Source organism: Hymenobacter lucidus, assembly GCF_020447265.1.
GTDB lineage: Bacteria > Bacteroidota > Bacteroidia > Cytophagales > Hymenobacteraceae > Hymenobacter > Hymenobacter lucidus.
Map to the genome: position 1 here is coordinate 110,272 of NZ_JAJADR010000006.1, position 25,574 is coordinate 135,845.

Annotated in this window: 28 protein-coding genes; 12 read left to right on the plus strand and 16 right to left on the minus strand. The window is 59.1% G+C overall.

Going from position 1 to position 25,574, the window contains the following annotated elements:
• The first annotated feature begins 140 nt into the window (after positions 1–140).
• From LGH74_RS18740 to LGH74_RS18750, 3 genes are all read left to right on the plus strand, one after another.
• Positions 141–1,031, plus strand: coding sequence for a 3-hydroxybutyryl-CoA dehydrogenase (locus LGH74_RS18740; RefSeq protein WP_226177982.1), 891 nt, complete (start codon positions 141–143; stop codon positions 1,029–1,031).
• 417 nt (positions 1,032–1,448) lie between these two features.
• A complete protein-coding gene (msrA, locus tag LGH74_RS18745; RefSeq protein ID WP_226177983.1) occupies positions 1,449–1,988 on the plus strand; it encodes a peptide-methionine (S)-S-oxide reductase MsrA in 540 nt (179 codons plus the stop codon).
• A gap of 79 nt (positions 1,989–2,067) precedes the next feature.
• Positions 2,068–3,006 (plus strand): isoaspartyl peptidase/L-asparaginase family protein, encoded by a 939-nt coding sequence (locus tag LGH74_RS18750; protein WP_226177985.1) that lies wholly within the window; start codon positions 2,068–2,070, stop codon positions 3,004–3,006.
• A 58-nt stretch (positions 3,007–3,064) separates the two neighbouring features.
• Here the strand turns inward: LGH74_RS18750 and LGH74_RS18755 are convergent, their stop codons facing one another.
• Together LGH74_RS18755 and LGH74_RS18760 are read right to left on the minus strand one after the other, a co-directional pair.
• Entirely contained in the window at positions 3,065–3,526 is a 462-nt protein-coding gene (locus tag LGH74_RS18755; protein ID WP_226177986.1) for a hypothetical protein, read from the minus strand.
• A 4-nt stretch (positions 3,527–3,530) separates the two neighbouring features.
• Entirely contained in the window at positions 3,531–4,349 is an 819-nt protein-coding gene (locus LGH74_RS18760) for a 2,3,4,5-tetrahydropyridine-2,6-dicarboxylate N-succinyltransferase (protein WP_226177988.1), read from the minus strand.
• A gap of 109 nt (positions 4,350–4,458) precedes the next feature.
• Here LGH74_RS18760 and LGH74_RS18765 point away from each other — a divergent pair, with 109 nt between their 5' ends.
• Positions 4,459–5,628, plus strand: a complete 1,170-nt coding sequence (locus LGH74_RS18765) for a glycosyltransferase (protein ID WP_226177989.1) — start codon at positions 4,459–4,461, stop codon at positions 5,626–5,628.
• A 110-nt stretch (positions 5,629–5,738) separates the two neighbouring features.
• Entirely contained in the window at positions 5,739–6,740 is a 1,002-nt protein-coding gene (locus tag LGH74_RS18770; RefSeq protein WP_226178943.1) for a 3-oxoacyl-ACP synthase III family protein, read from the plus strand.
• Positions 6,741–6,837: 97 nt separating this feature from the next.
• Here LGH74_RS18770 and LGH74_RS18775 read toward each other — a convergent pair whose 3' ends face one another.
• The 5 genes from LGH74_RS18775 to LGH74_RS18795 form a co-directional block, all read right to left on the minus strand.
• Positions 6,838–7,878, minus strand: a complete 1,041-nt coding sequence (locus LGH74_RS18775) for an NAD(P)-dependent alcohol dehydrogenase (RefSeq protein ID WP_226177990.1) — start codon at positions 7,876–7,878, stop codon at positions 6,838–6,840.
• 110 nt (positions 7,879–7,988) lie between these two features.
• Positions 7,989–8,885, minus strand: coding sequence for a helix-turn-helix domain-containing protein (locus LGH74_RS18780; RefSeq protein WP_226177991.1), 897 nt, complete (start codon positions 8,883–8,885; stop codon positions 7,989–7,991).
• Between the two features lie 138 nt (positions 8,886–9,023).
• Positions 9,024–9,509: a (R)-mandelonitrile lyase gene (locus LGH74_RS18785; RefSeq protein WP_226177995.1), complete on the minus strand. Its 486-nt coding sequence runs from the start codon at positions 9,507–9,509 to the stop codon at positions 9,024–9,026.
• 53 nt (positions 9,510–9,562) lie between these two features.
• Positions 9,563–10,135: a sugar O-acetyltransferase gene (locus LGH74_RS18790; protein WP_226177997.1), complete on the minus strand. Its 573-nt coding sequence runs from the start codon at positions 10,133–10,135 to the stop codon at positions 9,563–9,565.
• A 72-nt stretch (positions 10,136–10,207) separates the two neighbouring features.
• Complete coding sequence (locus tag LGH74_RS18795; RefSeq protein ID WP_226177998.1) at positions 10,208–10,627, minus strand: cupin domain-containing protein; 420 nt, start codon at positions 10,625–10,627, stop codon at positions 10,208–10,210.
• A 258-nt stretch (positions 10,628–10,885) separates the two neighbouring features.
• On the opposite strand from LGH74_RS18795, the gene LGH74_RS18800 reads away from it, so the two are divergent.
• Positions 10,886–11,545, plus strand: a complete 660-nt coding sequence (locus LGH74_RS18800; RefSeq protein ID WP_226178000.1) for a metal-dependent transcriptional regulator — start codon at positions 10,886–10,888, stop codon at positions 11,543–11,545.
• A gap of 78 nt (positions 11,546–11,623) precedes the next feature.
• Positions 11,624–13,015, plus strand: coding sequence for a tRNA uridine-5-carboxymethylaminomethyl(34) synthesis GTPase MnmE (mnmE, locus tag LGH74_RS18805; protein WP_226178002.1), 1,392 nt, complete (start codon positions 11,624–11,626; stop codon positions 13,013–13,015).
• Between the two features lie 8 nt (positions 13,016–13,023).
• Here the strand turns inward: mnmE and LGH74_RS18810 are convergent, their stop codons facing one another.
• On the minus strand, positions 13,024–13,920 hold the full coding sequence (locus LGH74_RS18810; protein WP_226178003.1) for an aldo/keto reductase: 897 nt from the start codon (positions 13,918–13,920) through the stop codon (positions 13,024–13,026).
• Between the two features lie 313 nt (positions 13,921–14,233).
• Here LGH74_RS18810 and LGH74_RS18815 point away from each other — a divergent pair, with 313 nt between their 5' ends.
• Positions 14,234–15,520, plus strand: a complete 1,287-nt coding sequence (locus tag LGH74_RS18815) for a citrate synthase (protein WP_226178005.1) — start codon at positions 14,234–14,236, stop codon at positions 15,518–15,520.
• A 92-nt stretch (positions 15,521–15,612) separates the two neighbouring features.
• On the opposite strand, the gene LGH74_RS18820 is transcribed toward LGH74_RS18815, so the two are convergent.
• From LGH74_RS18820 to LGH74_RS18850, 7 genes are all read right to left on the minus strand, one after another.
• The gene (locus tag LGH74_RS18820; RefSeq protein ID WP_226178007.1) at positions 15,613–15,972 is read right to left on the minus strand and encodes a hypothetical protein; all 360 of its coding nucleotides are present in this window, start codon (positions 15,970–15,972) and stop codon (positions 15,613–15,615) included.
• Positions 15,973–16,182: 210 nt separating this feature from the next.
• A complete protein-coding gene (locus LGH74_RS18825; protein WP_226178009.1) occupies positions 16,183–16,548 on the minus strand; it encodes a hypothetical protein in 366 nt (121 codons plus the stop codon).
• A 306-nt stretch (positions 16,549–16,854) separates the two neighbouring features.
• The gene (locus tag LGH74_RS18830; protein WP_226178016.1) at positions 16,855–18,804 is read right to left on the minus strand and encodes an OmpA family protein; all 1,950 of its coding nucleotides are present in this window, start codon (positions 18,802–18,804) and stop codon (positions 16,855–16,857) included.
• Between the two features lie 11 nt (positions 18,805–18,815).
• Entirely contained in the window at positions 18,816–19,397 is a 582-nt protein-coding gene (locus LGH74_RS18835; protein WP_226178951.1) for a 7-carboxy-7-deazaguanine synthase QueE, read from the minus strand.
• 209 nt (positions 19,398–19,606) lie between these two features.
• A complete protein-coding gene (locus LGH74_RS18840; protein WP_226178017.1) occupies positions 19,607–20,521 on the minus strand; it encodes a bifunctional 5,10-methylenetetrahydrofolate dehydrogenase/5,10-methenyltetrahydrofolate cyclohydrolase in 915 nt (304 codons plus the stop codon).
• Between the two features lie 36 nt (positions 20,522–20,557).
• Positions 20,558–21,031, minus strand: coding sequence for a hypothetical protein (locus tag LGH74_RS18845; protein WP_226178018.1), 474 nt, complete (start codon positions 21,029–21,031; stop codon positions 20,558–20,560).
• A gap of 19 nt (positions 21,032–21,050) precedes the next feature.
• Positions 21,051–21,248, minus strand: coding sequence for a hypothetical protein (locus LGH74_RS18850; RefSeq protein WP_226178019.1), 198 nt, complete (start codon positions 21,246–21,248; stop codon positions 21,051–21,053).
• Between the two features lie 81 nt (positions 21,249–21,329).
• Between LGH74_RS18850 and LGH74_RS18855 the strand changes: the two genes are divergently transcribed.
• Positions 21,330–21,734: a DUF5684 domain-containing protein gene (locus LGH74_RS18855; RefSeq protein ID WP_226178020.1), complete on the plus strand. Its 405-nt coding sequence runs from the start codon at positions 21,330–21,332 to the stop codon at positions 21,732–21,734.
• Positions 21,735–21,793: 59 nt separating this feature from the next.
• Here LGH74_RS18855 and lepA read toward each other — a convergent pair whose 3' ends face one another.
• Positions 21,794–23,581, minus strand: a complete 1,788-nt coding sequence (lepA, locus tag LGH74_RS18860) for a translation elongation factor 4 (RefSeq protein ID WP_226178967.1) — start codon at positions 23,579–23,581, stop codon at positions 21,794–21,796.
• Positions 23,582–23,714: 133 nt separating this feature from the next.
• Between lepA and LGH74_RS18865 the strand changes: the two genes are divergently transcribed.
• The 3 genes from LGH74_RS18865 to LGH74_RS18875 all read left to right on the plus strand — a co-directional run bounded on the left by LGH74_RS18865 (position 23,715) and on the right by LGH74_RS18875 (position 25,549).
• Positions 23,715–24,554 carry a hypothetical protein gene (locus LGH74_RS18865; protein ID WP_226178021.1) on the plus strand — a complete coding sequence of 280 codons (840 nt, stop codon included), beginning with the start codon at positions 23,715–23,717 and terminating at the stop codon, positions 24,552–24,554.
• Between the two features lie 62 nt (positions 24,555–24,616).
• Positions 24,617–25,027, plus strand: coding sequence for a GlcG/HbpS family heme-binding protein (locus LGH74_RS18870; RefSeq protein ID WP_226178024.1), 411 nt, complete (start codon positions 24,617–24,619; stop codon positions 25,025–25,027).
• Positions 25,028–25,195: 168 nt separating this feature from the next.
• Complete coding sequence (locus LGH74_RS18875) at positions 25,196–25,549, plus strand: hypothetical protein (protein WP_226178025.1); 354 nt, start codon at positions 25,196–25,198, stop codon at positions 25,547–25,549.
• The last annotated feature ends 25 nt before the right edge of the window (positions 25,550–25,574 follow it).

A 25,574-nucleotide genomic window follows, 5' to 3' on the forward strand; every position in this document is an offset into this window, starting at 1 on the left:
TTGCCTGTAATTGTCGGGACGAGCATTTTTCGCCGGCTTGGGCTGCCCGTTATTTCCGGTTAGCTTTGCGCACCGAAGCCGGCTTTTGGCGCCGGTTTTCCACCCTGCTTTTTCTTTCCCACCCTTCTTTTCTGCTTTCCATGATGAATGTCGCCGTTATTGGCTCGGGCACCATGGGCAATGGTATTGCCCACGTTTTTGCCCAGCACGGGTTTCAGGTTGCTCTTATTGACATCAGCCAGCCGGCCCTGGACAAGGCGCTGGGCACGATTGGCAAAAATCTGGACCGCCAGGTAGCCAAGGGCAGCCTGAGTGAGGACGACAAAACGGCTACCCTGGGCCGTATCACAACGCATACCAGTATTGCCGAGGGCGTGCGCAATACCGAGCTAGTGGTAGAAGCGGCCACCGAAAACGTGGAGCTCAAGCTGCAAATCTTCCGCGACCTGGACCAGCACGCCCCCGAAGCGGCTATTCTGGCCTCCAACACCTCGTCGATTTCCATCACCAAGATTGCCGCCGTTACCAAGCGGGCCGATAAGGTGATTGGCATGCACTTCATGAACCCGGTGCCGGTGATGAAGCTGGTGGAGGTTATCCGGGGCTACGCTACGTCGGATGAAGTGACGAGCCGCATCATGGATATTTCGCGGCAGCTGGGCAAAACCCCGACCGAGGTGAACGACTACCCCGGCTTCGTGGCCAACCGTATTCTGATGCCGATGATTAACGAGGCCATCATTACCCTGTTTGAGGGCGTGGCCGGCGTCGAGGAAATTGATACCGTTATGAAGCTGGGCATGGCCCACCCGATGGGGCCGCTGCAACTGGCCGACTTTATCGGCCTGGACGTGTGCCTGGCCATTCTGCGGGTGCTGCACGAGGGCCTGGGCAACCCCAAATACGCCCCCTGCCCCCTGCTGGTAAACATGGTAATGGCCGGCCGCCTGGGCGTGAAGTCGGGCGAAGGATTCTATACCTGGGGCCACGGCACCAAGGAGCTTATCGTTGCCGACCGGTTTAAGAAGTAACTGCTACACCACTTTGCCCAAAGCCCTTCCCGAGTACCCGGGAAGGGCTTTTTGTTGTAATACATGCCCCTCGCCGAGGCGACAGGCACTACAGCCACCACAACAGCTTGCCTGGGCAAGGCGACACGCATTTTTGCAACTACAAAAGTCATCCTAGGCAAGGCGACACGCACTTTTGAACGTACAAATACCCGCCTAGGCGAGGCGACACGCACTTTTGCAAGCGTAAAAGAATGCCTAGGCAAGGCGACAGTCCCTTCTGGAGTTGTGTAAACCTGCCTAGGCGAGGCGACACGTGTTTTCCAGGTTTCAGTATAATAGCTGGCTACGTGGTCATTGAACCGCACTGAAACCTTCGGGGTAGGAATTCGCTTATAGAGTATTGATTTCTGACCTGAACTTTAGTTATACAACGACATGGAACAAGCCACATTTGGCGGCGGGTGCTTCTGGTGCACCGAGGCCGTCTTTCAGAATCTGAACGGGGTGGAGAAAGTGGTATCGGGCTACACCGGGGGCCGCATTGCCAACCCCACCTATAAGGAAGTATGCAGCGGCCTGACGGGCCACAACGAAGTGATTCAGGTAACCTACGACCCGCAGGTTATCAGCTACGAGGAGCTGCTGGAGGTGTTCTGGAAAACCCACGACCCGACGACGCTCAACCAGCAGGGCAACGACGTGGGCACCCAGTACCGCTCGGGCGTGTATACTCACAACGCCGAGCAGCAGCGCCTAGCCGAATCCTATAAGCAGAAGCTAACCGACGCCGGGGCTTTCGAGCGGGGCATCACGACGGAAATCGTGCCGCTGAAAGAGTTTTATCCGGCCGAAAACTACCACCAGAACTACTACAATCTGAACGGCAGCCAGCCCTACTGCCAGTTTGTGGTGAAGAGCAAAGTAGACAAGGTGAAAGCCGTATTTGGCGACAAGCTGAAAAAGTCGGTAGCGTAGCGCTTCGGGCAAGCTCGACATAACAAAAGCACGGCGCGGGCCGTGCTTTTGTTGTTTCTACCCATTTCACTCGTGAAGTATGCCAAAGTCACCCACCAAACCCAAGTACGTTCTGATCATTCACGGCGGGGCCGTGCAAACCGACCCTGCCACCATTCCGCCCGAGAAGGAAGCCGCCCTGAAGGCCGGGCTGGAGGAAGCCTTGCAGGCCGGCTGGGAAATTTTGAGCCGGGGCGGCACCGCTCTCGACGCGGTGGAGGCCGCCGTGATGACGATGGAAGACAACGAGCTGTTCAACGCCGGCCGGGGCGGTATGTTCAACCTCAACGGCGAGGTCGAAACCGAGTCGTCGATTATGGATGGTCTCACGCTGCGGGGCGGGGCCGTGAGCGGGCTGAAGCTGGTGAAAAACCCGGTGCATCTGGCCCGGCTGGTAATGGAGAAGTGTAAGCACACCTTTCTCACGGCCGAGGGCGCCCAGGAATTTGCCCTGGCCCAGGGCCTGATGTTGCAAGACCCGAGCTACTTCAAAACCGAGGAACAGCGCCGGGAGTGGCTCGACATCATTCTGGAAGCCGATAAAAAGCACGCCAATGCCCATGATACCGTGGGCGCCGTGGCCCTCGACCAGCACGGCAACCTGGCTACGGCCACCTCTACCGGCGGCATTGAGGGCAAGCTGCGGGGCCGCGTCGGCGACAGTTGCATTTACGGGGGTGGCAGCTACGCCAACAACGAGGTGTGCGCCGCCTCCTGCACCGGCGACGGCGAAATCATCATGCTGGGGGCCCTGGCCCACGAGGTGTACGCGCTGCGCAAGTACAAAGGCCTGCGTATCGACAAAGCCGCCCGCGAAGCCGTGACGATGTACGCCGACAAGCTGCAGGGCGACCGGGGCATCATTGCCGTGGACCCCGAGGGCAACATTGCCATTGAGTCGAATACCAACGTGTTCCGGCGAGCCTACCGCGTGAATGAGGACGAGCCGTTCGTGGACATCTGGATGGATAAGGAGTAGCTGCGCCAGTAAAGCAACAGAGGGTTGGCCTACGGTAGTCCAACCCTCTGTTGCTTATTTACGAAGCCGGTTCGTTCCGGAAACAGGCATCCAGCCGGACGAGGTCTTTTCGTAACCAGCCGTCGATATCCGGTGTCACTTTTGCCACCATATGGGCGTGGTGGCTTAGTACCCAGGTTTCTTTCTTCCTGCCTTTCACCGTGCTTTCCAAAAAGCCACTGTGCAGGCTGGCTAGGGCGAAGATGCGCGGGCGGCGCAGCCAGCGGCTTACCGTCACCTGGCCCGTGCCCGGGTCAATTTCGACACTCTGGAGCGGGGGCTCCACCACGTTGACTACCAGCAGAAACGCGTTGATACACAGCACAAACCCGAGCATCACCGGCACCGACCACTTCGGGCTCTCCTGGTTGAGCAGCTTGCCCACCAGGAGGCAAACAATGATGAACCCGTTGGTTTGCAGATAATTCCGGATAACGAGCTTCGGGTTCCACCGGAAGCTAACGGCTGCGGCCTGCGGCACGGGCTTAAACCGACACGCCGAAGTCGCGCAGGGCGTCGTTGAGGCTGGTTTTCAAATCGGTGCTGGGCTTGCGCTGGCCGATGATGAGGGCGCAGGGCACCTGGTAGTCGCCGGCGGGGAAAGTCTTGGTGATGGAGCCGGGAATAACCACCGAGCGGGCCGGCACGAAGCCTTTGTACTCCTTGGGCACTTCTCCCGTCACGTCGATAATCTTGGTGCTGCCGGTGATGGTAACGCCCGCGCCGATAACGGCTTCCTTGCCCACGTGGCAGCCCTCTACCAGGATGCTGCGCGAGCCAATGAAGGCGCCGTCTTCGATGATAACGGGCGCGGCCTGCACGGGCTCCAGCACGCCGCCGATGCCCACGCCGCCGCTCAGATGCACACCCGCGCCAATCTGGGCGCAGGAGCCCACCGTGGCCCAGGTGTCCACCATCGTGCCCTCACCCACCCAGGCCCCGATATTCACGTAGCTCGGCATCAGGATAACGCCGGGGGCCAGAAAGGCGCCGTAGCGGGCCGTAGCGGGCGGTACTACCCGCACGCCCTGGCCGGCGTAGTCGGTTTTGAGGCGCATTTTGTCGCGGTACTCGAACGGCTTCAACTCAATGGTTTCCATCTGCTGAATCGGGAAATAGAGGATAACGGCCTTTTTCACCCAGTCATTCACCTGCCACTGCCCATCGGCGGTGGGCTCGGCCACGCGCAGGCGGCCCTTGTCCAGCTCTTCGATTACGGCGTGAATGGCATCGGTGGTAGCAGCTTGCTGCAAGAGGCTACGGTCGGTCCAGGCAGCTTCTATGGTTGCTTGCAGGTTGGTCATGTAAGGGGGTGTTAGTTGTTGATTGCTGGTTGTTGGCAGGCGTAAATGCCCGGGGTGGTTTCAATCGGGCCAGGCCGAGAAGTGCAAACTTACCATCTTAGCGGCCACAATGCCGCATCCATCGTCCTCAACCGTCGTTTTACTGGCCTCCGTGCTCAAGCCCGTCGACGACACGCGCATGTTCGGCAAGTTTGCCCCTACGCTGGCCGCCCGGCCGCACACGACGGTGCACGTAGCCGGCCGTGGCCCGGGCAGCGCTTCAGCGGCAGCTGCACCGAGCGGCATTCAGCAGCACGTGCTGTTTAGCGGCAGCCGCCTGAGCTGGAGCCGGCTCCGGGCCCAGTGGAGCTACTGGCAGCTGCTGCGCCGCCTGCGGCCCGATGTGGTATTCGTGCACGCGCCGGAGCTGCTGCCGCTCACGCTGCTCTGGCACGGGCTGGACCGGCAGCGGCAGTTCGTGTACGATATCCGGGAAAACTACGCCCTGAACGTGACGACCCAGCGAGTATACGGCGGCCTCACGCGGCGCGCATTGGCGGCGGGCCTGCGCTGGATAGAAACCCTGGCGGCCCGCCGGGCGGCCGGAGTAGTGCTGGCCGAGCGCAGCTACGCCGAAGAGCTGCCGTTTCTGCGGGCGCTGCCGGCCGGCAGCGTGGTCGTGCTGGAAAACAAGTACCAGCCCGCCCCGGCGGAAGCCTTGCTAAGCCACTCACGCACCCTGCCCGCCCGCCACGAGCCGCTGGAGCTGCTGTATTCGGGCACTATTTCCGAATTGAACGGGGTGTTTGAGGCTATTACCTTCACCCAAACGCTGCGGCAGCACTGGCCGCTGGCCCGGCTCACCATCATCGGCTTTTGCCAGCGCCCCGACCAGCTGCAGCGCCTCACCCAGGTCGTGGCGGCCAGCCACGGAGCCGCAATGCTCATTGGTGGCGCTACGCTCGTGCCCCACGCCCAGATCAGGGCCCAGATTCAGCGCAGTCACCTGGGTTTGCTGCCCTACCGGCCCCACCCGAGTACCTGGCGCTGCGTGCCCACCAAGCTGTTTGAGTACCTGGCCAACGGTCTGCCCCTGCTGATTCCGGCCAACGATTACTGGCGCAGGCTGGTGCAGCAACATGGGGCCGGGCTAGTCGTTGGCTTCGATGAAACTTTTGATGCCGCCGCGTTTGTAGAGGTCCTTACTGCCAGTTCTTTTTACCTGCAAGGCATTCCGCCAGAGGCTTTTTGGCATACCGAAGCCACAAAATTGCGGGCCCTGCTGGATACTATTCGGTAACTGTCGACCTTTGCCGGCCGTTAGCGGAAATGAGCAGCCGATTTTGCTATCTTCGCCTCCTTTTTTTCCGCTCTTTCCCCGCATACTCCCACTTCCCTAATATGAGCACACTGCGTCATTCCGAAATTGCCGGCGTCGGCCATTACGTTCCTTCCCGCGTTGTTACCAATGCCGACATCACCGAACTCATGGAAACCACCGACGAGTGGATTCAGGAGCGCACCGGCATCAAGGAGCGCCGTTGGTTTGAGGAAGGCAAGGACACTACGGCCAACATGGGCGCCAACGCGGCCCGCAAAGCCCTGGAAATGGCCGGCCTCGAGCCCGACGACGTGCAGATGATTGTATTTGCCACGCTCTCCCCCGACTACTTCTTCCCCGGCTCGGGCGTGCTGCTGCAGCGCGAGCTAGGCATCAAGGCCCCCATCCCGGCCTTCGACGTGCGCAACCAGTGCTCGGGCTTCGTGTATGCGCTGAGCATGGCCGACCAGTTCGTGAAAACCGGCATGTACGATACCGTGCTGGTGGTAGGCTCCGAAATTCACTCCTCGGGCCTCGATATCAGCACCCGCGGCCGGGGCGTGTCGGTTATCTTCGGGGATGGCGCGGGTGCCGTAGTGCTGCGGCCCAGCACCCGCGAAGGGCACGGCATTCTGAGCACCCACCTGCACTCGCAGGGCGAGCATGCCGAGGAACTGATTGTGAAAGAGCCCGGCTCCAACCGCAATAACCGCGTGCAGTACGTAATGGCCAACGAGCTGGACATGTACCCCTACATGAACGGTCAGAACGTGTTTAAGCACGCCGTGGTACGCTTTCCGCAGGTTATCAAGGAGGCCCTCGACCAGAACGGCTACGAGTCCAAGGACATCGACATGCTGATTCCGCACCAGGCCAACCTGCGCATTACCCAGTATGTGCAGCAGAAAATGGGCCTGACGAATGACAAGATCTACAGCAACATTCAGCGCTACGGCAACACGACGGCCGCCTCGGTGCCCATTGCCCTGAGCGAGGCCGTGGGCGAAGGCAAGATCAAGCGCGGCGACCTGGTGTGCCTGGCCGCTTTCGGCTCGGGGTTCACCTGGGCCTCGGCGCTTATTAAATGGTAGTACTGTAACTTGGCTTCGGCCCTGCGTAGAATCGCCCATAAAAAAACCGCGCAGCCAGAACTGGCTGCGCGGTTTTTTTATGACCCAGCTGGGCTGCTTAGAGCGTGGCTATGTCGATTACGAACCGGTAGCGCACGTCGCCTTTCACCATCCGCTCGTAGGCGGAAGTAATGTCTTTGATATCAATCAGCTCGATATCGGACACGATGTTGTGCTCGGCGCAGAAGTCCAGCATTTCCTGGGTTTCGGCAATGCCGCCGATGGTGGAGCCGGACACGCTTTTGCGGCCGGGAATCAGCGCGAAGGCCGGAACCTCCATCGGTTTGGGCGGTGCGCCAACCAGAATGTGCGTGCCGCTGGTTTTGAGCAGCGACAGGTACAGTGGGATGTCGTGGTCAGCCGAAACGGTATCCAGGATAAAGTCGAAGCTGCCCTGCACGGCCTTGAGCTGGGCCTCGTCGGAGGTCACCACGAAGTTGTGGGCGCCCAGGGCCTTGGCATCCTGCTCCTTGGCGGGCGAAGTGCTCAGCACCGTTACCTCGGCCCCGAAGGCGACGCCAAACTTGACGCCCATGTGGCCCAGGCCGCCCAGGCCCACCACGGCCAGCTTGTGGCCTTTGCCCACCTTCCAGTAGCGCAAGGGCGAGTACGTAGTGATACCAGCGCACAGCAACGGGGCCACAGCGGCCAGGTCGAGCTTCTCAGACACACCCACCACAAACTCCTCGCGCACCACGATGGTATTGGAGTAGCCGCCGTAGGTCGGGGCACCGTCCCGGCCCAGGTTGTTATAGGTTTGGGTGCTGCCTTCCAGGCAGTATTGCTCCAGGTCGGCGCGGCAGTTTTCACACACCTGGCAGGAGTCGACCAGGCAGCCTACGCCGGCCAGGTCATCTACCTTAAATTTCTTGACATGGTCACCGACCTTGACAATGCGGCCCACGATTTCGTGACCAGGCACCATGGGAAAGATGCCGGGAAACCATTCGTTCTTAATCTGGTGCAGGTCGGAATGGCACACGCCACAGTAGTGAATCTCAATCTGAACGTCGTGCGGGCCGACGTCCCGGCGCTCAAAGTCCCAGGGGGTCAGCTCAGCAGTAGGGCTTTGGGCGGCGTAGGCTTTGGTTTGGATCATGGGGTTTGGTTTTGGCAAGAATTAGAGTGGTAAAGTAAAAGAGAGGCGGGCGAAGCTACGGACCCGCGCCGAGCGGCAGCTAGTAGCGTTCCAACAGGTTCTGCTGCTCTTCAAACGGCCCGGCGAAAGGTCATGGGCGTATTACCGGTGTGCTTTTTGAAAAAGTGGGTAAAATAGTTGGCGTACTCGAAGCCCAAACGGTCGGCAATATCGGCTACGCTCCAGTCGGTGTGGTGCAGCAGCAGCTTGGCCTCACTCACGAGGCGCTCGGCAATGTGGGCCGTGGTGGGCTTGCCGGTCACTTCCTTCACCGCCCGGTTCAGGTGGTTGACGTGCACGGCCAGGCGGTCGGCGTAGTCCTGGGCGTGCTTCAAAATGGGCTGTTGCTGCGCTATGGTGACGGGAAATTGCGCGTCCAGCAAGGTCAGAAATAAATTGGTGATGCGCGCGGCCGCGTTGATTGGTGGCCCCGGGTACGCGGGGGCCGGCTCCATCTGCACCGCTTCATGGATAATCATCGACAGCTGATTGCGCAGCAGGTCGTGCTTGTGCGCGTAGTCGGTATCCATGTCGCGGCGCATGCGCCCAAACATTTCGGTCAGGTATTGCTGCTGCGCCTCCGTGAGGAAATATACCGGGTTGCCGTCTACCCGATAGAGCACCGTTTCTTTCAGACTGACGCCGCGCATGGCCGAGTGCAGAAAGTCTTCGGTGAAGCCGCAGATATAGCCCTGCTGCTCCCCGGAGCCCTCCACCACGTCCCAGGCATAGGGCACCAAGCGGTTGGTAAACACCAGCGCAGGCTTATCGATGGCGTAACTGCGGGTGGCGTAGTGCAGCTCGTTTGCGCCTTCCAGCACCAGCACTACTTTGAAATGGTCGCGCCGGCTAAAGCCCCCCATCACGCGCCGCGCCTCTGCCATAGTAGCCACGCAGATGTCGCCGTCGAGGGTAACGGGGGCGGGCTGAAGTGCGGTAACTGAGGCAAGCAGGCGAGGTTCGGTCATGGGCATAAACAGCGCCCGGTGCAAAAGGCGTTGTCGGTAATAACCCCGAATAAGCATGTATGGTTGAAAATTCGTCGTCATACCCTGAAATGCACCGGTAGAAATCAAAGGCTACCGGCGTGCAACAGCCATTGGCGTTTACTTATAGCTGTTGTATTCCTTATCGGTCACGGGCTGTAGCCATGTTACGATGCCCTTTTCAGTATTCACGTTGAGGGCAATGTGGGTCAGAGCCTGGGTGGGCGAGGCGCCGTGCCAATGCTCCACGCCCGGCTGGGCCTGAATAACGTCGCCCTTGCGCAGTAGCCGGATGGGCTGGCCTTTTTCCTGGTAGTAGCCCACCCCGTCGGTTACCAGCAGAATCTGGCCGGCCGGGTGCTGGTGCCAGTTGGAGCGGGCACCCGGCTCAAACTGCACACTGCTGCTCACGCACGTAAAGGTGGGGTCGTTTTTCACCAGCGTGTGCACATACACCGGGCCCGTAAAATTGGCCTCTGGGGCCCGTTCGCCCTTCGGGAAAAGAGGACCCGGCCCGGCCGCCGAGGTGGCCGGCACGGTTTGGCCGTAGCTGGTAAGGCCGAGCAGTACATTACAGGCAATAGTCAGCAGCACAGGGGTTTTCATAGCAGAAGGTAGTAGTGGTGAAAAACAGGCGTCAGTTGGCGGAACTGGCCATGTCAGAGCTTCTTCACAAGCCGGGCCGGCACGCCGGCCACAATGCTGTTGGCCGGCACGTCTTTAGTCACAACCGCACCGGCGCCCACAATGGCATTTTCACCGATGGTAATACCGGGCATTATCGTGGCATTGGCCCCAATCCAGGCTTTTTCCTGGATGACAATTGGCCGGGAATAGGTACTGCGCCGCTGGGCAGGCTCCAAGGGATGATTCGTGGTAATCAGGTTGACCTTGGGCCCAATCAGCACATAGTCTTCCAGCGTAATGCCGCCCCGGTCCATAAACGTGCAGGCATGATTGACGAATACGTTGCGGCCAATCTGAATATTATGCCCGAAATCGGAGTAGAAAGGCGGAATCAGGAAAAAGGTGTCGTCCACTTTTTTGTTGATCAACTCGCTGAAAACCCGCCGGATTTCCTCCTCATCATCCGCCGGCAGCGTGTTGAGTTGCGCCGTTAGCCGAATGGCTTTGCGAATGACAGCGTACAGCTGCAGATACTCTGGGTCATCGAGACGAATTATTTCACCCGATAAATCCCGCTCGAAAATGCTTTTTACGTGGTGCTCCATGTGCATTGCTGGGTTAGCGGTAAGGGGGCAGCCCTGAGGCAAGGAAGCAGTCTTCCCCGCTGCTCCTTTCTGTTACGCTTGATACGACTGATATTCTTCCTCCGTCACGGCTTGTAGCCACTCCACCATTCCCTGGCTGGCACTAGGGTTGATGGCAGTGTGGGTGAAGCGGCCTTCGGGCGTGGCCCCGTGCCAGTGTACCACGCCAGGGGCAATGCTCACGGCTTCTCCCTGGCGCAGCAGCTGCATGGGCTGCCCCTGCTGCTGGTAGTAGCCCGTGCCCGCCGTTACCACCAGCACTTGGCCGTGGGGGTGCGAGTGCCAGTTGTTGCGCGCCCCGGGCTCAAAGGTGACCTCACTCACGACGCAATCCGTCGGGTGGCCGGCTGCTACCAGGGGCTTTACCCAGGCCACGCCGGTGAAATAGTCGGCCGGGGCCTGGGTGGCACCCGCCGGGGCTGGCTGTTGCTCGTGCTTGTTCATATTGCTCATAAAGGGGCTACTTGTTGGGCGGCGGTGAGGCGGCCTGCTATAGATTCTGCAAAGATCTGTCGCCCATAGCACTACGCATAAGGCGAATCAAACCAATAAGTATAAAATTCAAACAGGGGCTGCCTCCTGCCCACTTAAGCGCAGACCTGGCCGCCGCCTACCCGCGTCCGGATGCTGGGCGGCGCTTTACAAGACCGGTACGGCCATGCGCCGAGTTGCGCTCAGAATTCCTAATTTTGAGCCTTAACCCTCCCTACTTTGCCCAGCTACACCGAGGAAAATTACCTGAAGGCCATTTTTAAGCTCTCCGAAGCCGAACCGGGCACCGAAGTCAGCACCAACCGCATTGCGGAGGTTCTGCAGACCCGGGCCGCCTCCGTGACGGATATGCTGCGGCGGCTGGGTGAAAAAGACCTGCTCAACTACACCCGCTACCGGGGCGTGTCGCTCACGCCGGAAGGCCGGCGGCTTGCCCTGCAAACCATTCGCAAGCATCGGCTCTGGGAAGTATTTCTGGTGCAGAAGCTAGGCTTCAACTGGGATGAGGTGCACGAGGTAGCCGAAGAAATGGAGCATATCCAGTCGCCGCTGCTGGTGCGCCGCCTCGATGAGTTTCTGGGCTTTCCCCAAACTGACCCCCACGGCGACCCTATCCCGACGGAGGAAGGCGCCATCCGGCGGCCCCAGAACCGCCTCGTGGCCGACCTCAGCCCCGGCGACTCCGGCACGCTGGTGGCCGTCAAAAACACCTCCGCGCCCTTCCTGCAATACCTCGATAAAGTCGGGCTGTGCCTGGGAGCTCACCTTGAAGTACTGGACAAAGTCAGCTTCGACAATTCTCTGGAAATCAAAGTTAATAAGCAGAAGACAACCTTAATTTCCGCTGAGGTCAGCCGCAACCTTTTCGTGACGGGCTAAGCGCTCAGTAACGCGAATCTTAGCTTCTCATAACCTGCCCCGGTTGCTTACCTTTGCGGCTTCACTTTCCGGCTTTCCGTGGCACTTCCGCTTCCTCCCGCACTTTCCGATACCATCGTTGCCCTCTCCACGCCGCCCGGTGCGGGGGCCATTGCCATGCTGCGCCTGTCGGGACCCGAAGCCATTAGCCTAGCCGATGCCGTGTTTGCCGGCAAGAAGTTGGCCGACCAGCCCAGCCACACCCTGCACTTCGGCACCATCCGCGACGGGAGCCGCATTCTGGATGAAGTCGTGGTGTCGCTCTTCAAGGGGCCGCACTCCTACACCCGCGAGGATGTGGTGGAAATCAGCTGCCACGGCTCCGACTATATCGTGGAGCAGATTCTGACGCTGCTCACCCGCCATGGGGCGCGGCTGGCCGAAGCCGGCGAGTTTACGAAGCGCGCCTTTCTGCACGGAGCCTTCGACCTGGCCCAGGCCGAAGCCGTGGCCGACCTCATTGCCGCCGACTCGGCCCTCTCGCATCAGGTGGCGTTGCAGCAGATGCGCGGCGGTTTTTCTCAGGAGCTGCGTGAATTGCGCGGCCGGCTGGTGCAGTTTGCAGCCCTGCTGGAGTTGGAGCTGGACTTCGGGGAGGAAGACGTGGAGTTTGCCGACCGGGCCGGGCTGGTAACGCTGCTCAACGAAGTACAGACGTTGGTGCGCCGGCTGCTCCGGTCTTTCGAGCTGGGTAACGTCATCAAGAACGGCGTCACCACCGTCATTGCCGGCCGGCCCAACGCGGGCAAATCAACCTTGCTCAACGCCCTGCTCAACGAGGAGCGCGCCATCGTCTCGGCCGTGGCCGGCACCACCCGCGACCTGATTGAGGATGAGGTCAGCATCGAAGGCATCCGGTTTCGGTTTGTGGATACGGCCGGCCTGCGCGACACCGTCGACGTGGTCGAATCCATCGGCGTGGAGCGCACCAAAAAGCGCGTGACACAGGCGGCCTTGCTGATATATCTGTTTGATATCACGAGCACTACCCCTACGGAGCTTGAAGCTGAAATTGAAGCTCTGAACCCGGGCCGCAGCATTCCGGTGCTGGCAGTCGGCAACAAGCTCGACGTGGCTTCCGACCCCGAAATTGACGCTTTCCGAAGCCAGCGCGATGTGCTGCTCATTGCTGCCGCCCGCGGCGACGGACTCGACGAACTGCGCGAGGCTCTGCTGCAGAAAGTGCGCGGCGCGGGCCTCGACCGCACCGGTCAAAGTACCATCGTTACCAACCTGCGCCACGCCCGTAGCCTGGAACTTACTAATCAGGCTCTCGACGCGGTACTGCTCGGCATCGACCACGGCAGCGGCACCGAGCTGCTGGCCGCCGACCTGCGTCAGGCCCTGGCCGCGCTGGGCGAAATCACCGGCGAAATTTCTTCCGACGATTTGCTCACCAGCATCTTCACCCAGTTCTGCATCGGTAAATAGCAGCCGGCCTAGCGGTGCTGCTCGTAGCGGTTGACTGGAATAGCCTGCCGCAGCATTGCCAGCTCAGCAGCGCTTAACGGTTGCCGGGTTGCGGCCCGAATAGCGTCGTCGAGCTGCTGGTCGGTGCGGATTCCGAGCACGGCCGACGTCACGGCTGGCTCCTGTAGCACGAAGCCGACGGCCACTTCAGCCGGCGTGTGGGAGCCAGCAGCTACCTGTTGCACCACTGCGGCAGCCCGCTGCACTTCAGCTTCTGAGTAGTTCAGGTAGGGCTTGGCGGGCTTGTCTACCAGCAAACCCTGGGCGTAGCTGCCCCGCGTCAGCACGCTGATTTGATGCTCTTGCAACAGCGCAAAGCAGCTTTCCTCGGGGCGCCGGTCCAGCAGGCTATACTGCATCATCACGCTGGCAACACTGGACTTGCGCACGTATTCGCGAATCACGTTGGGCCGGATGGATGAAATGCCATACTCCCGGATTTTGCCCTGCTCTTTCAGCCGCTCGAAGGCTTCTATCGTCTCGTCAATGGGGTCGTCGAGGGTGCCGCCGTGCAGCTGGTAGAGGTCAATGTAATCGGTTTGTAGGCGGCGCAGGCTGTGCTCCACGGCTTGTAGGATGTAGGCTTTCGTCGGGTTCCAGTCCCAGCCGCTGCCGTCGGGCCGCCACTGGTTGCCCACTTTGGTAGCCAGCACCACCTGCTGCCGCTGCCCCTTGAAAGCTTGCCCTACGAGAGTTTCGTTGGCGCCTTTATCGTAGAGGTCGGCGGTATCAAACAGGGTGATGCCCGACGCCCGGGCCCGGTGCAGCAGGTCCGTACCGGCCGCGTGGTCGGGGCCGAGCGACATGCAGCCGAAGCTGATTTCACTGACCTGAATGGTGGATTTGCCCAACTGATTGTAGTTCATGCCGTATAGTCTGCTACCCCAATGGCGGGATTTTTCTTGTCTCTATCCTACCGTTTTCGCGGGTTTGGGGTTGGGCCCTGGCCCACATTCCTCACCCCAAACCGGCCTTGTCCGCTGCCGGACAAGTAACTTTTCCCGGATAGTTAGAATCTAACCCATCTTGGACGTAATTTGCGCGGCGGCCCACACTGAGCCGTCTTGTATCCAAACAACACCCTGGGGCAAGCTGTAGTGTAGTGTTTCTCTCCCGCACGTTCCGGCCCGCCGGTTATTCTTTAGTTTCGCCCCGCAACCACCTCTCTAACCCAGTCCTATGGCAGAGTCTGCTGAACTGATCCTCGACGGGAAGTCCTACTCCTTCCCAGTTACCGAGGGCACCGAACACGAAAAGGCAATTGATATTGCCAAGCTGCGTGACCAGACCGGTTACATCACTATCGATTCGGGCTACAAAAACACGGGAGCTACCAAAAGCGCCATTACGTTCCTCGACGGCGAGGAAGGCATTCTGCGCTACCGCGGCTATCCAATCGAGCAGCTGGCCGAGCAGTCCAGCTTTCTGGAAGTGGCTTACCTGCTGATTTACGGCACGCTGCCCACCCAGGCCGAGCTCGACAACTTCAGCCACCAGATTACCAAGCATACCCTCGTGCACGAGGACGTGCGCAAGATTTTCGACGGCTTCCCCTCGGCCGCCCACCCCATGGCCATCCTGAGCAGCCTGATCTGCTCGCTGACCGCCTTCTACCCCGAAAGCGTGTCGCCGGATCTGAGCAAGGAAGAAATTGACCTGAACGTAATCCGTCTCATGGCCAAGATTTCGACCATCGCCGCCTGGACCTACAAGAACAATATGGGTCACCCGCTGAACTATCCGCGCAATGACCTCGACTACTGCTCCAACTTCCTGTACATGATGTTCAGCTTCCCTACGGAGAAGTATGAAATCGACCCACGCATTGTGTCGGCCCTCAACAAGCTGCTCATCCTGCACGCCGACCATGAGCAGAACTGCTCCACCTCGACCGTGCGCCTTGTAGGTTCGGCCAACGCCAGCCTGTACGGCTCGGTTTCGGCCGGTATCAACGCCCTGTGGGGCCCGTTGCATGGCGGCGCCAACCAGGAAGTACTGGAGATGCTGCAGGCCATTCAGAAGGACGGCGGCGACACGAGCAAGTTCATTGCCAAGGCCAAGGACAAAAACGACCCGTTCCGTTTGATGGGCTTTGGTCACCGCGTTTATAAGAACTTCGACCCCCGCGCCAAAATCATCAAGAAGGCCGCCGACGATGTTCTCTCGGCTTTGGGCATCAACGACCCGCTGCTCAAGATTGCCCAGGAGTTGGAGCAGGCTGCTCTCACCGATGAGTATTTCATTGAGCGTAAGCTGTATCCAAACGTTGACTTCTACTCCGGCATCATCTACCGTGCCATCGGTATTCCGACCGAGATGTTCACGGTAATGTTTGCCCTGGGCCGCCTGCCCGGCTGGATTGCCCAGTGGAAAGAGATGCGCGAAAACAAGGAGCCCATCGGCCGTCCCCGCCAGGTATACACCGGCGAGCTGGAGCGTGACTATGTTGGCATCGAGCAGCGCTAATCGTTACCCGAGAGCCACAAAAAAAGACCCGCCGGTGGCGGGTCTTTTTTTGTGTGGTAGTAAGGCCTGCGGTTTATTGCCGGCCCCAGGGCTTAGCGGCCGTTAAAGGCCGTCACGCTCAGCTTCGACTGCGTGTAGGCAGCCATCTGCCGGGGCCACAGTATGGAAGCTAGGTCCCACTCGTAGCGCATCTGGGCTTCGGCTAGCTGCTCATCCAGGGCCGGAGTGCCATTGAGGCGGGCCTTGAGGTCGGCTACTTCGCTGAGCATGCGCAGGTTAAGCTGTTTGACTTTGAGGTACTGGCCCTCGTCGAGCTTGGTCGTTTCCGACATGCGCCGCGTCAGGGCAGCAGCCCGGCCTTTCAGGGTTGATTCGTCGCCGTTGCCGGCCGTCGACATTAAAGGGGCCGTCAGAGTGGCAACCAGCAGGGTGAGGAAGTAAAACTTTTTCATAACGGTGGAAGTGGTTGAGAAGGTGGGATTGAAATCAAAACAAGCCTCATAATACCTTGACCGACAAAGCACTGAGGCTACGCGTACCGTTAAATAAATATATCTTTTATATTACACTAAACCAAGAAAATATCGTCATTTTTCTAGTAGCTAAAACGCCTCTCACGAAAAGAGCCTGCTGGTAGCAGGCTCTTTTCGTGGTAGCTACCCCTAGCGGGTACCGCCTAGGGCCGTCATGCTGGAGCGCGACTGCTGGTAAACGGCAAACTGGGCCGGCCGGAGCAGTGAGGACAATTCCAGCTCGTAGCGCGTCTGGGCATTGGCCAGTTGCTGGTCCATTACGGCCGGGTCGGCGGCGAAACGGGTTTTCAGGTCGTCCATCTCTGTGAGCATGCGCAGATTCAGCTGCTTCACTTTCAGATACTGGCCTTCATCCAGCCGGGCTTTCTCCGACATGGTGCGGGTCAGAGTAGTGGCACGGGCCTGAATAGCGCCGGGGCCGTCCGTGTCGTTGGAAGCCAGCGCGACGCCTTGCGTGCCTACTGCCAGCAAGGCAAGGAAATAGACTTTGTTCATAACGGTGAAAGATGTGAGGTTAGAAATGATGAGTGCAGATTTGGTTTTGTTTCGATTAAGAGCCTTTAGAAGCGCAGCATTCACAAATACTGGCTCTATTAAGTCCATTCGAAGAACACTCAAACATAAACTTTAACATTTAATAATCCAAAGAATTTTTATCACTATTTTATTCCAAAGCTTCCATGCAAAACAACTAGACAGCTGACAATCTGCCTTTTAATAATCCAACAAGAAAGACATACTACAATAAAAAAACCTGGCAGCCAGGCTACCAGGTTCAGGTGAATTCAACTAGTTCAATGCTTAAAGAATCTTCAACTCGATGCGGCGGTTTTGCTGCCGGTGCAGGTCGGAGTCGTTGGCGGCCAATGGTTTGGTTTCGCCATACCCCTTATAGCGCAACCGGCTGGCTTTCACGCCGTGCTCCACCAAGTAATTGTAGACGGCCCGGGCCCGGTTCTGCGACAGGGTGATATTGTCCGCGTCGGCACCTACGTCGTCGGTGTGGCCCGATACTTCCACCTGCACATCCTGGTACTGGCGCATGAACTGAATCAGGCGGTTGAGCTCGGTGCGGGAAGTGGGCTTAAGATCAAACTGATTGGTGTCGAAAAACAGGTTGTTGAGTACGATGCTGCGCCCGGCCCGGAGCGGCTCTAGGTAGATATCCAGCGTGAGTGGATCGAAAGCGTGCTTGTTGGAATAGTCGAAGCTCAGGCTTTTCATCAGGTACTTATCGGCGGCGGCGTACATGGCGTACTGCCGGCCTTCGTTGAGCACTACCGTATAGTCGCCGTTTTCCGAGTCGGAGGTTACATACTGGGTCAGCTCGTCGGTGAGCAGGTCGTAGAGCTGCACGTCAGCCTTAATGGGCTTTTTGGTAATGGCATCGAACACCCGGCCCTGGGTGTAGGTGCTGGTTTCGCGGGCCTGCACGGGCTGGGGCACCTCGAAGGCAAACAGCTCTACGGGCCGGTCACGCTCGGCTTTCACACCTACCTCGGGCGCCCGGGAGCGGGAGCAGAAGCCTCGGCGGTTGTCGGAGGAAATAAAGAGGGAAGCTTCATTTTCGAACGTATTCAGCGGATAGCCCAGATTCTGGGGCTCCGTCCACTTGTTGCTGGCCTGCAACTCGCAACGGTACACATCCAGTCCGCCCATGCCCACCAAGCCATCGGTAACGTAGTAGAGCGTGGTGCCGCTGGCGTGGATAAACGGGGCCATGTCCTTGCCGGGCGTGTTCACCGGCTCGCCCAGGTTGCGGGCCAGGCTCCAGGTGCCGTCGGGCTGCAGGGTCGTCACGTAGAGGTCTTCCTGGCCTTTGCCGCCGCGCCTAGTCGAGGTGAAGTAGAGCGTACGTCCATCGGCCGACAGCGTGGGCTGGGAGTCCCACTCCACCGAGTTAACGTTGCGGCCCAGGTTCTGGGGCTTGCTCCAGGCGTTGCCGGTGCGCCGCGAAATGTACAGGTCGCAGTTGCCCACGGCGTTGGGCCGGTCACAGGAAGCAAAAACCAGCGTTTTACCATCACCCGAGATTGAGCCGGCTCCTTCGTTGTAGCTGGTATTGATGGCTGGCGAAATAGACACCGGGCTGCCCAGCGAGCCGTCCTTGTTCTGCTTCGAGATGTAGAGGTCTTCGTTGCTCTGCACCGTGGGCCGGGCCGTGTACACCAGAAAGCGGTTGTCAGCAGTCAGGGCCGGGAAGTACTGGTAGCGAAACGTATTGATGGGCTCCGTCAGGCGCGTGGGCTCGATGCCAACGGGCTTGGTCATGGCCTTGAGGGCAAACTCGCAGTTGAGCAGCTGCCGCTGGGCCCGAAACACGAACCGCTGGCCCTTGGGCGCCGTCTTCACGAAACGCTTGTAGTTGTCGGCGGCCGTGGTATAGTCGCCGAAGCTCATGGCCAGGTCGGCCAGCGTGTAGTAGTCCAAGGAGCGGGCCGGGTCGAGGGGCAGCTTGGTCAGCCCGTCGCGGTAGGCTTCGAAGGCGCTGCGGTTTTCGCCCATGGCCTTCAGCAAGGAGCCTTTCATCACGTAGGGCTCACCCAGCGACGGAAACTTCTGGTTGAGCTGCGTCAGCGTTTCAATGGCTTTGTCGAACTGCCGGTCGCGGGCCTGGGCCTGGGCCTTGTCGTACAGGTTTTTGGCCTTGGTATTGGTGCTCGACAGCTTGTTCTGGGCCACCGACTGCGTAGGCAGTACGATACCGATACCAAATAGTAGCAAAAGGGGAATTCGTTGCAGAAGGCGCATAGGCCCGGAAGCTACGGAATATCGAGGTATTTATGCGTCTGTAGCGACACTTGCCAGCGCGGATTTTCTTTCACGTAATCCACTATTAGTGGCGTCATTTGCGGGGCTTTGCTCCACTCGGGCTGCAGGTACAGGCGCGTATGCTCGCCCACCAGGGCCGCGTGCTGCTCGGCCCAGGCAAAGTCGCTCTTGTTGAAGACGATTATCTTCAGCTCGTGGGCCTGCCGCAGCACCTCGGGCAGCGGGGCCTTAAACTTCTTGGGCGATACGCAGATCCAGTCCCACTCGCCGGTGAGCGGGTAGGCGCCGGAAGTTTCAATCCAGTTCTGGCAGCCGGCCGCGTGCAGGGCGGCAGTCAGCTGGGTCAAATCGTGCATCAGCGGCTCCCCGCCGGTAATAACCACGTTGCGGCCGGGATGGGCCGTAACGGCAGCCACCATATCGGTAATGGCTACGCGCGGGTGGGCATCCATATCCCACGACTCTTTCACGTCGCACCACACGCAGCCGACGTCGCAGCCGCCCAGGCGCAGAAAATAGGCGGCGCGGCCCGTGTTGTAGCCTTCGCCCTGAATGGTGTAAAACTGCTCCATCAGGGGCAGCGCGGCCACCGCCGGCCCAGAGGAGGCCAGGGGCGCCGACGTAAGTGGAAGTACGTGCAGCAAAACGAGAGAAAACAAGTAAGTCCGGCCACGGCCCAGGGCGCCAAAGCGCTGGGTAGCGCCGGCCCTGGGCCGCAACCGGACCTCAAAAGTACGATAACCGCCTGTATTTCGAAAGGTTGCGGCCCGAATAACCTATTCTACTTCGGGTACACTTCCCCTTTGGCGGCCCGCAACGTGTTCAGCAGCAGCATGGCAATGGTCATGGGGCCTACGCCGCCGGGCACGGGCGTGATATAGCTGGCCTTGGGCGCTACTTCGTCGAAGTTGACGTCGCCGCGCAGGGCCCAGCCGGCTTTCTTGGTGGCATCCTCCACGCGGGTCGTGCCCACGTCGATAACTACCGCGCCGGGGCTCACCATATCGGCCGTTACGAAGCCGGGCCGGCCCAGCGCCGCCACCAGAATATCGGCAGTGCGGGTTATTGCGGCCAGGTTCTGAGTGCGGGAGTGGCATAAAGTAACTGTACAGTTGCCGGGCTCCAAGTTCTTAGCCAGCAGAATACTAACCGGCGTACCGACGATGTTGCTCCGTCCGATTACCACGCAGTGCTTGCCGTCCGTCACCAGTTCGTAGCGGCGCAGCAGCTCCACGATACCCGAGGGCGTAGCGGGCAGCAGCGCCGGCAGCCCAGCCACCATGCGGCCAATGTTCATCGGGTGAAAACCGTCCACGTCCTTTTCGGGCCGGATGGCTTCGATGACCTTGTTGGGGTCGATGTGCTTGGGCAGGGGCAGCTGCACGATGAAGCCGTCGATGCTGTCGTCGTGGTTCAGCTCCTGCACTTTGGCCAGCAGCTCGGCTTCGGTGATGCTGTCTTCGTAACGCAGCAGGGTGCTATCGAAGCCGACCCGCTCGCAGGCCAGCACCTTGTTGCGCACGTAGGTTTCGGAGCCGCCGTCGTGGCCGACGAGGATGGCCGCGAGGTGCGGAGTTTTCAGGCCGTCGGCTTTGCGCTGGGCTACTTCGGCGGCAATTTCCACTTTAATGTCTTCGGCAGTCTGCTTGCCGTCGATCAGGCGGTAGGTGGCGGGGGCTTCAGGAGCAGTGGTCATGCTGAGTTCAGTTGGTTATCAGTGAAAGGTCAGTGCTTAGTGAGGGTCGATTTCCCGGGTGATGGAGTTGTCTGTATTCACGCAATAATGAGTTTCTCCCTGGTAGGTGATAAACCAGCTAGTATCCCAGTCCCGTAGCGGCGAAAGGTCGTTCATGACTTGCAGCTGCCGCCCATCGGCAAAACCCAGCTTCAAGTCGTGCCACTCCGAAACGTCGACACTAGTCACCACCAGTCCTTCCAGGGTTGCCAGTCCCGGCGCGAGTACCTCATCCGGGTCGTCGTGCCAGCTAAAGAGCAGGCCAGAGCCAAGTGCCACCACCCGCCAGGCGCAGTACACCATCAGCGAAAACTCGCCCTGGATAGCATTGCCGGGCAGCGGCGGACCAAACTCCAGCGTGAAGATGGAGCCGGTACCGCTACCGGCCCGGCTGCGCCAAGCCTGCGCTCCTATCATCCGGGCCGTTAGCTCACGCAAAACAACAGGGGAGACAGCAGCTACAGTGCTCATGCCGGGCTCGGTTAGCTCGTTAAACCAACCCTTGGTCGGGGTTGTGCACGATGTGGTTTTTCTCTTCGTGGCGGGCAATAGCGGCTTTGCCCTCGGTGATGAGCGCCTGCTCCATCTGAGCCCAGTCGTCGCGCCACCGGAACTTGCGCTCCTGGCCTTTGACGATTTTTTCCAGCTGAGCCTGGCTGGTGCAGTTCTGAGTGAGGCTACTTGACATCTTACTTAAATGAGTTACTTATTCGGAAAAATCTATATTGCGGCCTCAATCATTCACCAACCATTTCCTTTTTACTGAATTATGGAAGAGTCTACTGCAGGAGGACTATTTGCGGGTATCGGCGGCTTGTTGTATCTGGCGTTCATCGTCCTGATTTTTGCCGGGATGTGGAAAATGTTCCAGAAAGCCGGCAAGCCGGGCTGGGCAGCCATTATTCCGATCTACAATTTTATCGTGATGCACGAAATCGTAGGCCGGGAAACCTGGAAGTTCATTCTGCTTTTTATTCCGCTGGTCAACATTTACTTCTTTATCACGCTGTATGTAAGCCTGTCGAAATCGTATGGCAAAACTGGAATCGGGAATTACCTGGCCATGATTTTCTTCGGTTTCATTTTCATTCCTTACCTGGGCTTTTCGTCTGATGTACGGTATGTAGGTCCAGTAGAAGGACCAACGGCCAATTCGCTGAATCCAGCGCTGTAAGGCCATTTGCGGAAGCAAAACAAAAAGGGGCGGCTCCGTAGAGCTGCCCCTTTTTTTGATCAATCCAGTTTGAGTACGGCCAGAAAGGCTTCCTGTGGTATTTCGACGGAACCGACTGAGCGCATCCGCTTCTTGCCTTCCTTCTGCTTTTCGAGCAGCTTGCGCTTGCGGCTGATATCACCGCCGTAGCACTTGGCAATTACGTTTTTGCGCAGGGCCTTCACCGTTTCGCGGGCAATGATCTTCTGCCCGATAGAGGCCTGAATGGCAATGTCGAACATCTGCCGGGGCAGCAGCTCACGCAGCTTTTCGCAGATGCGCTTGCCCCAGTCGTACGATTTGGAACGGTGCACGATGGCCGATAGGGCATCCACCTTCTCGCCGTTGAGCATGATGTCGAGCTTGACCATATCCGACTCGCGGAAGCCGATCAGCTCGTAGTCGAGTGAAGCGTAGCCGCGGCTGATGGTCTTGAGCTTGTCGAAGAAGTCGAACACGATTTCGCCCAGGGGCAGCTCAAAGTTCATTTCTACCCGCTCGGAAGTCAGGTAGCTCTGGCCCTTGATGATGCCGCGCTTTTCCATGCACAGCGTGATGATGGCGCCCACATACTCCGAAGCCGTGATGATCTGGGCTTTGATGTAGGGCTCCTCGATGTGCTTAATCAGGTTGGGCTCGGGCATTTCGCTCGGCGCGTTGATGGTCAGCAGCTGGTCTTTGGTGCCGGTGGCGTGAAACTGCACGCTGGGCACGGTGGTGATGACCGTCATGTTGAACTCGCGCTCCAGACGCTCCTGCACGATTTCCATGTGCAGCATGCCCAAAAAGCCGCAGCGGAAGCCGAAGCCCAGAGCCGCCGAGGTTTCGGGCTCCCACACCAGGGACGCGTCGTTGAGCTGGAGCTTTTCCATCGAGGAGCGCAGCTCCTCGTACTCGGTCGTATCGACAGGGTAGATACCGGCAAATACCATCGGCTTCACGTCCTCGAAGCCCACGATGGCCTCGGTAGTGGGGCGCGCGACGTGCGTAATCGTGTCGCCGACCTTTACTTCCCGGGCTTCCTTGATGCCCGAAATGAGGTAGCCCACGTTGCCGGCACTCATTTCCTGGCGCGGCTCCTGGTTGAGGCCCAGAATACCGATTTCATCAGCGCCGTATTCCTTACCGGTGGCCATGAAGCGGAGCTTGTCGCCCTTGCGCATGGTGCCGTTCTTGATGCGGAACAATACTTCGATACCCCGGTAGGAGTTATAGACCGAGTCAAAAATCAACGCCTGCAGGGGAGCTTCCGGGTCGCCTTTCGGGGCCGGAATTCTGTCGCAGATGGCGTTCAGAATATCCTCAATGCCGATGCCGGCCTTGCCCGAGGCGTGGATAATATCCTCGATGTCGCAGCCAATCAGGTCCACGATTTCGTCGGACACCTCATCGGGCATGGCGTGGGGCAGGTCGATTTTGTTGAGTACCGGAATGATTTCCAGGTTCGAGCCGATGGCCAGATACAGGTTGGAAATCGTCTGAGCCTCAATACCCTGCGAAGCATCCACAATCAGCAAAGCCCCTTCGCAGGCGGCAATAGAGCGGCTTACTTCGTAGCTAAAATCGACGTGGCCGGGCGTGTCAATCAGGTTCAGCGTGTACATTTCCCCTTTGTAGGGGTACTGCATCTGAATGGCGTGGCTCTTAATGGTGATGCCCCGCTCCCGCTCCAGATCCATGTTATCGAGCAGCTGGGCCTGCATATCGCGCTTCGATACGGTGCTGGTAAATTCCAGGAGCCGGTCGGCCAGGGTACTTTTACCGTGGTCGATGTGGGCGATGATGCAGAAATTGCGAATGTTCTTCACTAGTGGCGTATTTTCAAAGACAAAGGTAGGCAAACCCGCCCGCAAATGCTATTCGGAGCCGGCACCCCCCTGCGGCAAGTCAACCCGGAACTCCCTATTTTTAGTCCGCCTTCGTCCGTTTTATTTCCCGTCCATGTCTGCTCCGGCCCCTGCTGTTTCCTACAGCGCCTCCACCAAGACCACCATTTCCGCCCTCAACAGCACTATTATCTACCTGCTGGCCTACCTGCTCGTCAACGGCCTGCACCAGCTGGCTACCGTGCGCATGGCCGTGCGTTTGGGCATTCCCGGGGTGTGGCGCGTGAGCAGCATCCGCTTTAGCATCAGTGACCCGGAATGGTGGCGCACGGCCGTGCTGGCAGTGTATGGTGTGGGGCCGGCCGTGTGCGCGGTGGTGGGACTGGCGGCGGCCCTGTGGTTCTGGAAGCGTGAGCGGGGCAAGCGGGGCCTGCGCAAGCTGCTGCTGGTCTGGATTGCCTTTCACGCCTGCAATCTGGTGCTGGGTGCTATGGTCGGCGACACGTTTACCGAGTCGGGCTTCTGGTACGTGCCCAGCTGGCTGTTTCTGGCCGGTAATATTCCTAATATTATCGTGGCCGTGCTCTGCGGGCTGCTGCAAATGGTAGTAGGCTACTTCGCGGCCGTAGGCTTTCTGCAAACCCACGACTCCATTACGCTGATGCAGTACCAGAACCGGCGCAAGCTGATTTTCGCCACCATTCTGGTGCCCTGGGTGGCGGGCAGCGTCCTGCTGGCCTTGTTCAAGTACCCCGACCTGAGTCTGAACGAGCGGCTGCATTTTGGCACGATGGGCCTGCTGCTGTTGCCCCTGGCGCTGGCCTGTTCCAACGAGCTGTTTGAGTTTACGGTGAAGGCTCCCCAGAAAACCCAGCTGGCCTCGGGCTGGCTGGTCCTCACACTACTACTGGCCCTGGGCTGGTGGCTGACCTTGAGCGGGGGGCGGGCCTTTTAATTGTGTGGGCGCAACCTTCCGCCCCGGCTTCGGTTGCTTAGCTTCACAATCATTCCTTCCCTATGAGCATTCTTCTCGAACAAGCCCAGGCCGCCGTGCGCGCCGCCCAGCAAAAAGCCGTTGAAATCGGCGTTAAAATGAATATTGCCGTCGTCGATGCCGGGGCCAATCTGACGGCCTTTGCCCGCATGGACGGCGCCTGGCTGGGCTCGTTGGACATCTCCATCAAAAAGGCCAAAACTGCCCGCTTCTTCGATATGCCCACTGGTGACTTGGGCAAAGCCTCCCAGCCTGGTGGCCCGCTCTTCAACATTGAGCACTCCAACGGTGGCCTGATTACCTTTCCCGGCGGCATCCCGATTACCGACAGCAACGGCCGCGTAATTGGCGCTATCGGCGTATCGGGCAGCACCGTGGAAAACGACCACACTGTGGCCGCCGCCGGCGTAGCCGCCGTGCGCGACGTGCGCTAGGCTGCTGCCCTTATTCATTCGACAGCCGGACTACCGCAGGGTGGTCCGGCTGTTTTGGTTTCCGGCGGTAAGCTCGGCCTTAACCAAGCCTCCGCCGGCGCGTATTGCCTAGTATGCTCCGGGCGCTTTTTAGGCGCCTCTCTCCCACCTCTACACCACACTTTCCCGATGAGCGTCAAACTCAATTCCGCCGCCGTTACCTACGCCAAGCAGCTTATTCAGGACGGCAAGCTCAAGAACGACGAAGGCCACTGGGGTGAGCATAACCCCGACTCTGGTGACGAAAACAAGTTTCTCGACAAGCACGAAATGGCAGAGTACGCCAAGTGGCACTTGGGCCAGGACGCCAGCAAGGGCGAAGACACCAAGGGCCGCTATAAGTTTCCCTACGGCGACTTTAAAACCGTGCACCGCGACGGCCTAATTGCCGCTAAGGAACGGGCGGCCCAGCAAGGGTATTCCGACATCGAAAAGGCCGCTGATGAGCTGCTGCAGGCCCTGGAGAAAAAGGCCAACGCCTAATTTATCCGTCTTTTTACCTCACTTT

What these genes read in the sequence shown, in the direction of transcription:
- LGH74_RS18740 (WP_226177982.1), top strand. Translation starts at nt 141, where the DNA reads ATGATGAATGTCGCCGTTATTGGCTCGGGCACCATGGGCAATGGTATT.
- msrA (WP_226177983.1), top strand. Translation starts at nt 1,449, where the DNA reads ATGGAACAAGCCACATTTGGCGGCGGGTGCTTCTGGTGCACCGAGGCC.
- LGH74_RS18750 (WP_226177985.1), top strand. Translation starts at nt 2,068, where the DNA reads ATGCCAAAGTCACCCACCAAACCCAAGTACGTTCTGATCATTCACGGC.
- LGH74_RS18760 (WP_226177988.1), bottom strand. Translation starts at nt 4,349, where the DNA reads ATGACCAACCTGCAAGCAACCATAGAAGCTGCCTGGACCGACCGTAGC.
- LGH74_RS18765 (WP_226177989.1), top strand. Translation starts at nt 4,459, where the DNA reads ATGCCGCATCCATCGTCCTCAACCGTCGTTTTACTGGCCTCCGTGCTC.
- LGH74_RS18775 (WP_226177990.1), bottom strand. Translation starts at nt 7,878, where the DNA reads ATGATCCAAACCAAAGCCTACGCCGCCCAAAGCCCTACTGCTGAGCTG.
- LGH74_RS18780 (WP_226177991.1), bottom strand. Translation starts at nt 8,885, where the DNA reads ATGACCGAACCTCGCCTGCTTGCCTCAGTTACCGCACTTCAGCCCGCC.
- LGH74_RS18785 (WP_226177995.1), bottom strand. Translation starts at nt 9,509, where the DNA reads ATGAAAACCCCTGTGCTGCTGACTATTGCCTGTAATGTACTGCTCGGC.
- LGH74_RS18790 (WP_226177997.1), bottom strand. Translation starts at nt 10,135, where the DNA reads ATGGAGCACCACGTAAAAAGCATTTTCGAGCGGGATTTATCGGGTGAA.
- LGH74_RS18795 (WP_226177998.1), bottom strand. Translation starts at nt 10,627, where the DNA reads ATGAGCAATATGAACAAGCACGAGCAACAGCCAGCCCCGGCGGGTGCC.
- LGH74_RS18810 (WP_226178003.1), bottom strand. Translation starts at nt 13,920, where the DNA reads ATGAACTACAATCAGTTGGGCAAATCCACCATTCAGGTCAGTGAAATC.
- LGH74_RS18815 (WP_226178005.1), top strand. Translation starts at nt 14,234, where the DNA reads ATGGCAGAGTCTGCTGAACTGATCCTCGACGGGAAGTCCTACTCCTTC.
- LGH74_RS18820 (WP_226178007.1), bottom strand. Translation starts at nt 15,972, where the DNA reads ATGAAAAAGTTTTACTTCCTCACCCTGCTGGTTGCCACTCTGACGGCC.
- LGH74_RS18825 (WP_226178009.1), bottom strand. Translation starts at nt 16,548, where the DNA reads ATGAACAAAGTCTATTTCCTTGCCTTGCTGGCAGTAGGCACGCAAGGC.
- LGH74_RS18830 (WP_226178016.1), bottom strand. Translation starts at nt 18,804, where the DNA reads ATGCGCCTTCTGCAACGAATTCCCCTTTTGCTACTATTTGGTATCGGT.
- LGH74_RS18835 (WP_226178951.1), bottom strand. Translation starts at nt 19,397, where the DNA reads ATGGAGCAGTTTTACACCATTCAGGGCGAAGGCTACAACACGGGCCGC.
- LGH74_RS18840 (WP_226178017.1), bottom strand. Translation starts at nt 20,521, where the DNA reads ATGACCACTGCTCCTGAAGCCCCCGCCACCTACCGCCTGATCGACGGC.
- LGH74_RS18845 (WP_226178018.1), bottom strand. Translation starts at nt 21,031, where the DNA reads ATGAGCACTGTAGCTGCTGTCTCCCCTGTTGTTTTGCGTGAGCTAACG.
- LGH74_RS18850 (WP_226178019.1), bottom strand. Translation starts at nt 21,248, where the DNA reads ATGTCAAGTAGCCTCACTCAGAACTGCACCAGCCAGGCTCAGCTGGAA.
- LGH74_RS18855 (WP_226178020.1), top strand. Translation starts at nt 21,330, where the DNA reads ATGGAAGAGTCTACTGCAGGAGGACTATTTGCGGGTATCGGCGGCTTG.
- LGH74_RS18865 (WP_226178021.1), top strand. Translation starts at nt 23,715, where the DNA reads ATGTCTGCTCCGGCCCCTGCTGTTTCCTACAGCGCCTCCACCAAGACC.
- LGH74_RS18870 (WP_226178024.1), top strand. Translation starts at nt 24,617, where the DNA reads ATGAGCATTCTTCTCGAACAAGCCCAGGCCGCCGTGCGCGCCGCCCAG.
- LGH74_RS18875 (WP_226178025.1), top strand. Translation starts at nt 25,196, where the DNA reads ATGAGCGTCAAACTCAATTCCGCCGCCGTTACCTACGCCAAGCAGCTT.